The 9,144-nt window shown below is 41.0% G+C and carries 6 protein-coding genes and 2 pseudogenes; 6 read left to right on the top strand and 2 right to left on the bottom strand.

What is annotated here, in order from left to right; all coding sequences use genetic code 11:
- The first annotated feature begins 163 nt into the window (after nucleotides 1-163).
- The 6 genes and pseudogenes from caiT (at nucleotide 164) to caiE (ending at nucleotide 7,278) form a co-directional block, all read left to right on the top strand.
- The gene (gene caiT, locus BHE89_RS03950) at nucleotides 164-1,678 is read left to right on the top strand and encodes an L-carnitine/gamma-butyrobetaine antiporter (RefSeq protein WP_023582982.1); all 1,515 of its coding nucleotides are present in this window, start codon (nucleotides 164-166) and stop codon (nucleotides 1,676-1,678) included.
- Nucleotides 1,679-1,719: 41 nt separating this feature from the next.
- Nucleotides 1,720-2,863 (top strand): annotated as a pseudogene (gene caiA, locus BHE89_RS03955) (crotonobetainyl-CoA dehydrogenase).
- A 68-nt stretch (nucleotides 2,864-2,931) separates the two neighbouring features.
- Complete coding sequence (gene caiB / locus BHE89_RS03960) at nucleotides 2,932-4,152, top strand: L-carnitine CoA-transferase (RefSeq protein WP_069369792.1); 1,221 nt, start codon at nucleotides 2,932-2,934, stop codon at nucleotides 4,150-4,152.
- 74 nt (nucleotides 4,153-4,226) lie between these two features.
- Nucleotides 4,227-5,783, top strand: coding sequence for a crotonobetaine/carnitine-CoA ligase (caiC, locus tag BHE89_RS03965; protein WP_069369793.1), 1,557 nt, complete (start codon nucleotides 4,227-4,229; stop codon nucleotides 5,781-5,783).
- A gap of 76 nt (nucleotides 5,784-5,859) precedes the next feature.
- Nucleotides 5,860-6,645 carry a crotonobetainyl-CoA hydratase gene (caiD, locus tag BHE89_RS03970; RefSeq protein ID WP_069369794.1) on the top strand — a complete coding sequence of 262 codons (786 nt, stop codon included), beginning with the start codon at nucleotides 5,860-5,862 and terminating at the stop codon, nucleotides 6,643-6,645.
- A gap of 39 nt (nucleotides 6,646-6,684) precedes the next feature.
- Nucleotides 6,685-7,278 carry a carnitine operon protein CaiE gene (caiE, locus tag BHE89_RS03975; protein ID WP_069369795.1) on the top strand — a complete coding sequence of 198 codons (594 nt, stop codon included), beginning with the start codon at nucleotides 6,685-6,687 and terminating at the stop codon, nucleotides 7,276-7,278.
- Between the two features lie 72 nt (nucleotides 7,279-7,350).
- Here caiE and caiF read toward each other — a convergent pair.
- Together caiF and fsa are read right to left on the bottom strand one after the other, a co-directional pair.
- Nucleotides 7,351-7,744: pseudogene (gene caiF / locus BHE89_RS03980) on the bottom strand (carnitine metabolism transcriptional regulator CaiF).
- A gap of 562 nt (nucleotides 7,745-8,306) precedes the next feature.
- Entirely contained in the window at nucleotides 8,307-8,969 is a 663-nt protein-coding gene (fsa, locus tag BHE89_RS03985; RefSeq protein WP_069369797.1) for a fructose-6-phosphate aldolase, read from the bottom strand.
- Nucleotides 8,970-9,144: the final 175 nt, after the last annotated feature.

The raw sequence follows: 9,144 nt of genomic DNA on the forward strand, positions 1-9,144 counted from the left end.
CATCATCATTAATTGGTTTGTGAATTAGCCAATAACTTTATTTTTCTATTATGATGAAACGCCAATAGACGAAATACTTATAAATAAACTTACAAGTTTTATTAGATATTAGGAATTAACACTACTTAAACTTCTGCGTTAAATATATTTGGAAAATTTACCTATGAGCAAAGATAATAAAAAGGCAGGAATAGAACCGAAGGTTTTTTTTCCGCCATTAATCATTGTTGGTATTTTATGCTGGCTAACGGTACGTGATCTTGACGCTTCAAATGAAGTGATTAATGCCGTATTCAGCTATGTTACCAATGTCTGGGGCTGGGCCTTCGAATGGTATATGGTCATTATGTTCGGAGGTTGGTTTTGGTTAGTCTTCGGTCGTTATGCCAATAAACGCCTAGGGGAAGATAAACCTGAGTTTAGTACCGCAAGCTGGATCTTTATGATGTTTGCGTCTTGTACATCCGCCGCCGTCCTCTTTTGGGGATCAATTGAAATATACTACTACATTTCAAGCCCACCTTTTGGGATGGAAGCTTACTCAACCCAAGCGAAAGAAATTGGCCTTGCTTACAGCTTGTTCCACTGGGGACCTTTACCTTGGGCAACATATAGTTTCCTTTCTGTTGCATTCGCTTACTTCTTCTTTGTTCGCAAAATGGAAGTGATCCGTCCAAGTAGTACCTTAACCCCATTAATCGGTGAAAAACACGTTAATGGTTTATTCGGTACCATTGTTGATAACTTCTATTTAGTTGCTCTGATTTTAGCAATGGGTACAAGCCTCGGGTTAGCCACACCGCTTGTGACGGAATGTATTCAATACTTATTTGGTATTCCTCATACCCTGCAATTAGACGCCATTATTATCTCTTGCTGGATTTTGCTTAACGCAATTTGCGTGGCATTTGGTCTGCAAAAAGGGGTAAAAATTGCCAGTGATGTGCGTACTTACCTTAGTTTCTTAATGCTAGGTTGGGTATTTATCGTCGGGGGTGCGAGCTTTATCGTCAATTACTTCACCGACTCTGTCGGTACATTGATGATGTATATGCCTCGTATGCTGTTTTATACAGACCCTATCGGTAAGGGCGGATTCCCTCAAGGTTGGACTGTCTTCTATTGGGCATGGTGGGTTATCTACGCCATTCAAATGAGTATTTTCTTAGCACGTATCTCTAAAGGCCGTACTGTCCGTGAATTGTGTTTAGGGATGGTGTCAGGTTTAACCGCAGGGACTTGGTTAATTTGGACAATCCTGGGTGGTAACACTTTACAACTCATTGACCAAAACATTCTCAACATTCCACAACTGATTGAACAGTATGGTGTGCCTCGCGCAATCATCGAAACATGGGCGGCATTACCGTTAAGCACCGCGACAATGTGGGGCTTCTTTATCCTCTGCTTTATTGCCACCGTCACCTTAATTAACGCCTGTTCTTACACACTGGCAATGTCCACTTGTCGCTCGATGAAAGAAGGCTCTGAGCCACCTTTATTAGTCCGCATCGGCTGGTCTGTGCTGGTCGGTATTATCGGCATCATTCTGCTAGCTCTTGGTGGTTTAAAACCCATTCAAACTGCCATTATCGCTGGAGGATGCCCACTATTTTTCGTCAATATCATGGTCACCTTGTCCTTTATTAAAGATGCCAAAGTACATTGGAAAGACTGATCCGCTATACGCAAAGAATGACATATTAAGAGGTTATTAACATGGATTTTAGATTGAATGATGAGCAGGAACTGTTTGTTGACGGTGTCCGCGAATTAATGGCAAGTGAAAACTGGGAAGCTTATTTCGCACAGTGTGATCGCGAAAGTAAATACCCAGAACGTTTTGTCAAAGCCTTAGCGGATATGGAAATTGACAATCTGCTTATCCCTGAAGAGCACGGTGGTTTAAATGCGGGTTTTGTGACTGTTGCTGCAATCTGGATGGAATTAGGTCGCTTAGGTGCGCCAACTTACGTGCTTTATCAATTACCAGGGGGATTTAACACCGTCTTGCGTGAAGGAACGCAAGAGCAAATTGACAAAATTATGGCGTTCCGTGGTACAGGTAAACAGATGTGGAACTCTGCTATCACAGAACCCGGTGCAGGCTCAGACGTAGGTAGCTTACAAACAACTTATACCCGTAAAAATGGCAAAGTTTATCTCAATGGTAGCAAATGTTTTATCACCAGTAGTGCCTATACCCCTTACGTTGTTGTGATGAGCCGTGACTCCGCATCTCCAGATAAACCTATCTTTACTGAATGGTTTGTGGATATGAGCAAACCCGGCATCAAAGTCAACAAGTTAGAAAAACTGGGTTTACGTATGGATAGCTGCTGTGAAATCACTTTCGATAACGTTGAACTTGAAGAAAAAAGACATGTTTGGTCGTGAAGGTAACGGCTTTAATCGTGTAAAAGAAGAGTTCGATCACGAACGTTTCTTAGTGGCGCTCACTAACTACGGTACAGCAATGTGTGCCTTTGAAGATGCAGCGCGTTACGCCAATCAACGTGTGCAATTTGGCGAAGCTATCGGCCGTTTCCAACTTATTCAAGAAAAATTCGCTCATATGGCGATCAAACTCAATTCAATGCGCAACATGTTATATGAAACTGCATGGAAGAGTGACAACAACTTAATTACTTCTGGCGATGCCGCTATGTGTAAATATTTCTGTGCAAATGCGGCATTTGAAGTCGTTGATAGTGCAATGCAAGTACTTGGTGGTGTCGGTATTGCTGGCGAACACCGTATTTCTCGTTTCTGGCGTGACCTTCGTGTTGATCGTGTCTCTGGTGGCTCTGATGAAATGCAGATCCTGACATTAGGACGTTCAGTACTTAAACAGTATCGCTAATTAATCACGAAGACTCTCTCATCATGAGGTGGGAGAGTGTTCACTCTGACCACTTACGAGGTGACGCTATGACAGAACATTTACCAATGCCACAATTCGGCCCACTCTCAGGGGTGCGTGTTGTGTTTTCAGGAATTGAAATTGCAGGGCCATTCGCAGGACAAATGTTCGCAGAATGGGGAGCGGAAGTGATTTGGATTGAAAACGTTGCATGGGCTGACACCATTCGCGTTCAACCTCACTACCCTCAACTTTCTCGCCGTAACTTACATGCTCTTTCACTCAATATTTTTAAAGATGAAGGTCGTGATGCATTCCTAAAATTAATGGAAACAACCGATATCTTTATCGAAGCCAGCAAAGGCCCAGCCTTCGCACGCCGTGGTATTACTGATGAAGTATTGTGGGAACACAACCCTAAATTGGTTATTGCGCATTTATCAGGTTTTGGTCAATACGGTGATCCGCAATACACCAACTTACCAGCCTACAACACGATTGCTCAGGCTTTCAGTGGTTACCTTATTCAAAACGGTGACAAAGATCAGCCAATGCCCGCTTTTCCTTATACCGCGGACTATTTTTCAGGAATGACAGCAACGACTTCCGCACTCGCGGCACTGTATAAAGTTCAACAAACAGGTAAAGGCGAAAGTATTGATATTGCCATGTATGAAGTGATGTTGCGTATGGGGCAATACTTCATGATGGATTATTTCAATGGTGGCGAAATTTGCCCTCGTATGACCAAAGGGAAAGATCCGTATTACGCAGGCTGTGGGCTTTACCGTTGCCAAGATGGTTATATCGTGATGGAAGTTGTCGGTATCACTCAAATTGAAGAAATTTTCAAAGATATTGGTCTTGCTCATCTGCTTGGTACACCTGAAGTACCTGAAGGTACTCAACTTATTCACCGTATTAATTGCCCTCATGGCCAATTATTTGAAGACAAGTTAGATGAGTGGTTAGCAAAACAACCTCTCACTAAAGTCCTTAAACGCCTTTCAGAACTCAATATTGCCAGCGCCAAAGTGCTGACTATTCCTGAGCTTGAAGGCAATCCGCAATATATCGCGCGTGAATCGATCACCGAATGGCAAACCATGAATGGCGAAACCTGCAAAGGGCCAAATGTGATGCCGAAATTTAAAAATAATCCGGGAAAAATCTGGCGAGGAATGCCATCTCACGGCATGGACACTGATGCGATTTTGAAAAATATCGGTTATAGCGACGAACAAATCAGGGGGCTGGTCGATAAAGGACTGGCCAAAATCGTAAAGTAACACTGTGAAGTTCAGACGTTATATAGATATAAAACACGTCTGAATTGACAGCAAAAGAATAGGGTAACAGTTTAATGGATGTGATTGGCAAACAAAACTTACGTCAAATGTGGGATGATTTGGCTGAGGTTTATGGCACAAAAACAGCGCTAATTTTTGAATCCGCACAAGGACAAGTAAGGCAATTTAGCTACAGTGAATTAAATGAAGAGATAAATAGAACCGCAAATCTTTTTCATGCTAGTGGCATAAAAAAAGGCGACCATGTTGCTTTACATCTTGATAACTGTCCTGAGTTTTTCTTTTGCTGGTTTGGCTTGGCAAAAATTGGTGCTGTGATGGTGCCCATTAATGCACGCTTTATGTATGAAGAGAGCGCATGGATAATCAATCACTGCCAAGCGCATTACGTCGTAACTCGTGATAATTTTTATCCGATTTACCAACCTATGTTGCAGGATGAACAATGCCCTTTAACGCAGCTGTTTTTAATCACAGAAAACAGCCTCCCTGCTGAAAAAGGCGTTATCGACTTTTTAAAAGAGAAAGCCAAGCACCCTGTTATGCTCAATCATTACACACCATTAAGTGTAGATGATACTGCTGAAATTCTTTTTACCTCCGGAACGACGTCTCAACCCAAAGGTGTCGTTATCACTCACTATAACCTACGCTTTGCAGGTTACTACTCATCATGGCAAAACGCATTACGCGAAGATGACGTTTATCTTACTGTAATGCCTGCTTTTCATATTGACTGCCAATGCACCGCATCACTCGCCGCATTTTCTGTGGGTGCCACCTTTGTATTGTTAGAGAAATACAGTGCCAGAGCCTTTTGGAAACAGATCCTTAAATACCAAGCAACGGTAGCGGAATGTATTCCAATGATGATGAGAACCTTAATGGCGCAACCTATTTCATCAGAAGAAAAGCAGCATAAATTACGTGAAGTGATGTTTTATCTCAATCTTGCCGATGAAGAAAAAGATGCCTTCCTTGAACGCTTTAACGTGCGATTATTCACCTCTTATGGCATGACAGAAACCATTGTTGGCTTAATTGGTGACAGACCTGGCGATAAACGGCGCTGGCCATCAATTGGTAGACCCGGTTTTTGCTATCAAGCCCAAATCAGAGACAAACAAAACAATGAAGTTCCTGATGGCGTAGTTGGTGAGATCTGCGTAAAAGGCGAGCCAGGAAAAACTATTTTTAAAGAGTATTACAACCGACCTGATGCAACCGCAAAAGCATTAGAGCCTGATGGTTGGTTGCATACTGGCGATTATGGTTATCGTGACGATGAAGGCTTTTTTTATTTCGTTGATCGCAGTTGCAATATGATCAAACGCGGTGGAGAGAATGTCTCTTGTGTTGAGATTGAAAACATCATTTCTTCACATCCTAAAATTCAAGATGTGGCTGTAATTGGTGTACCTGACAATATTCGTGATGAAGCGATTAAAGCCTTTGTCGTACTGGTTGAAAATGAAACCTTGAGTGAAGAAGCGTTCTTCCATTTCTGTGAGCAAAATATGGCAAAATTCAAAGTCCCCTCTGAAGTTGAATTTAGAGATGGCTTGCCTCGTAACTGCTCAGGAAAAGTGATTAAAAAGCATTTGAAATAAAGCATAGGTCGGTTTAACCACAAATGAATAACCTCAATCATAAATGCTTATTTTTGATGATGAAAAGGAATACAACATGAGCCAGTCATTACATCTAACAACGCGCGGTTCAATACTTGAAATTGTATTAGATAGACCAAAAGCCAATGCTATTGATGCGAAAACCAGCCATGAAATGGGTGAAGTCTTTATACGTTTTCGTGATGATCCCAACTTACGTGTTGCGATTATTACAGGTGCTGGTGAGCGCTTTTTCTCTGCGGGATGGGATTTAAAAGCGGCGGCTGAAGGCGAAGCGCCTGATGCGGATTTTGGGGCGGGTGGCTTTGCAGGTTTAACCGAGCTTTTCAATCTGGATAAACCCGTCATTGCTGCGGTTAACGGCTATGCTTTTGGTGGTGGCTTTGAATTAGCGCTTGCCGCCGACATGATGATTTGTTCAAACAATGCTTCTTTTGCCTTACCTGAAGCCCAGTTAGGCATTGTGCCTGATAGTGGCGGTGTTCTGCGTTTACCTAAACGTTTACCACCAGCTATTGTCAATGAAATGCTGATGACAGGCCGTCGTATGAATGCTGACGAAGCGCTTCGTTGGGGTATTGCAAACCGTGTTGTTAGTTCCGCTGAATTAATGGATAGCGCTCGCGAACTCGCTGATCAAATTGCTCATAGCGCGCCACTGGCTGTGGCGGCTTTAAAAGAAATTTATCGCGCCACCAGTGAGCTTTCTATTGAAGAGGGTTATAAATTAATGCGCAGTGGAGTGTTAAAACATTATCCAAGTGTCTTGCATTCAGAAGATGCCACCGAAGGACCACTTGCCTTTGCGGAAAAACGTGCACCTGAATGGAAAGGCCGATAATTATCGTTAATTTCGATAATACAACAAAGAGGAAAACGGATGAGTATCTACGCGTTTGAAGGTCTTATTCCTGTGGTACATCCAACCGCCTATATCCACCCATCTGCGGTATTAATTGGTGATGTCATTATTGGTGCAGGTGTTTATATCGGCCCTTTAGCCTCACTTAGAGGCGACTATGGGCGCTTGATTGTTGAAGCAGGCGCAAACCTTCAAGACGGTTGTATCATGCACGGTTATACCGATATGGACACCATTGTTAGAGAAAATGGGCATATTGGGCACGGTGCCATTCTCCATAGTTGTATTATCGGGCGTGACAGTTTAGTTGGTATGAATAGCGTGATTATGGATGGTGCCGTCATTGGTGAAGAAAGCATTGTTGCCGCGATGAGCTTTGTAAAAGCGGGCTTTCAAGGAAAAGCGAGACAAATGCTAATAGGCAGCCCTGCAAAACATGTGCGAGATATTACTGATAATGACATGGAATGGAAGCGTATGAACACGCGTGAATATCAAGACTTGGCAATTCGTTGCCGCCAAAGCTTAGTGGAAATCACGCCATTAACAGCACCTGAACCTAATCGCCCTCGTTTACGTGGCACAACAGAGGTAAAACCGAAAGGTCAGTAATAAACAACGACAGGCGTTACAAGCGCCTGTCGTCACTATTAAATTTGTTTAGTATGGAACGAAGCCACTTAATTAGCGACGCTGAGATTTTGACAACATCCATTGCCATTTTTGCTCATGGTTCAATCCATGTGGGATCATCGCCGCCAATTTTTCAGGCGCACTTTGACTTCTTTTTTCTTGAGTATGGCCTTTTAAACGTGAGTAGACTTGAGGATCAATATGGCTGACTTTGATCATTCGTTGACACTGACAGCCTCGACCTTCTAATTGGTTAGGTACACTTTTTGTTTCACATTCAATCTCTTTTACATCAGAAAGAATGTAAGAAACGATATTAATGGCGTTGCATTGAGGAATATCGAATTTTTTTTGCAATTTCTTTTGCACTTACCCAACGTTCTTGCTCTTGAACCCAATCAGCAATTGACAGATAGAGTGGTTTATTCATGTATTCTTCACACATAATTACTCCAATATCACAAATAAAATATTATTTATCGCTAAATAAAGATAATAACTATATATGTTAATTATCATTGCACCGCGGAGTATCGGTTTTCCCTGTTAATTTGAGAAGTTAACAAACTTATCAAAAATAATACTTAGTTTATTTTTAACAACCAAACCCTTTAATTAACACACCTGTCACAACTTATTATTTTGTTATTAAATCCAACTTAATAATAATTAAACCGAGTGAAACAAAAAATTAATTAAATATTAAACATACTGTAAAAAAATCAAAGTATCACATTGATTTTAAAGCCATTAAATAACAAAATAAAAAATAAATAGATTATATTAATAATCCATTTATAGACTAACATTATAGTAATAGATTTTAATTTAGATTGCCAGAAAGGTGACTTATTATTAGATGTAAATCAATAATCGTTTATTTTAAGCTATATTAACCTAATTATTAATACATTAGTAAAAGTGAAGATTAATGTCTCCGTATACCTAAATAGATAAATTAAGTGCTATATAACGTTATAACACTTAATCTCATATTCTTCGTTTGATTATAAAAAACGGCGATCAAATGTCGCTTGCCAATCATCAGTGAATCTATTTACTGCATCGTCCACCACGGGTGAACGGATAATCGAGTAAGCAAGCTCAATCGGTAATGTCACCGAAGAAGCGCCTGCTAATAAACAATCGACCACTTGGCGTGGCGTTTTAAAACTCGCCGCTAGGATTTTTGTGGGTAAATTATGCATGGTGATGAGAGTTTGTAACTCTTTTACCACTCTTACGCCATCAGAGCCTTGCCTATCCATTCGATGCACATAAGGCGCAATATAATCTGCGCCAGCTAATGCTGCCATTAATCCTTGAGACACACTGTAAATCGCTGTGCCTAATACCAGCATATTTTTTTGCTTTAATTGTTTAATAGCAACAAGCCCTGCTTCTGTAACGGGAATTTTAATCACCGTATTATCAGCAATATTACCGATACGTAATGCTTCTTCAATCATGGTATCGACATCACTGGCAATGACCTGTGCAAATACTCGGCCTTTGCCTCCCATTGCTGCTTTTAATTCAGGCAATAGCATTTCAATATCTTGTGCGGATTTAGCAATAATGGAAGGATTAGTGGTGACACCAGCAATAGGAAGAACTTGAGAGAGTTTTCTGACTTCTTCGATATCCGCGGTATCTAAATAGATTTCCATAATCGCACCTCAATGATGTTGTTTTAAGCTAAATAATTATAGGTATAACGTAGAAAGTAACACTGTGCGCGAGGGATTTCTAGTGGATCCAATAAAAATAGCGCCCAAGTAAAGGCGCTACTAATTAAATAACGATAATAAATAGTTATAGTTTCTATTTAATAAAAAACATTAG

Source organism: Shigella sp. FC1967, from assembly GCF_001743005.1.
Taxonomy (GTDB): Bacteria; Pseudomonadota; Gammaproteobacteria; order Enterobacterales; family Enterobacteriaceae; genus Proteus.

Excerpts from the sequence above, each read along its gene's own strand:
- caiT (WP_023582982.1), top strand. The coding sequence starts at position 164 with ATGAGCAAAGATAATAAAAAGGCAGGAATAGAACCGAAGGTTTTTTTT.
- caiB (WP_069369792.1), top strand. The coding sequence starts at position 2,932 with ATGACAGAACATTTACCAATGCCACAATTCGGCCCACTCTCAGGGGTG.
- caiC (WP_069369793.1), top strand. The coding sequence starts at position 4,227 with ATGGATGTGATTGGCAAACAAAACTTACGTCAAATGTGGGATGATTTG.
- caiD (WP_069369794.1), top strand. The coding sequence starts at position 5,860 with ATGAGCCAGTCATTACATCTAACAACGCGCGGTTCAATACTTGAAATT.
- caiE (WP_069369795.1), top strand. The coding sequence starts at position 6,685 with ATGAGTATCTACGCGTTTGAAGGTCTTATTCCTGTGGTACATCCAACC.
- fsa (WP_069369797.1), bottom strand. The coding sequence starts at position 8,969 with ATGGAAATCTATTTAGATACCGCGGATATCGAAGAAGTCAGAAAACTC.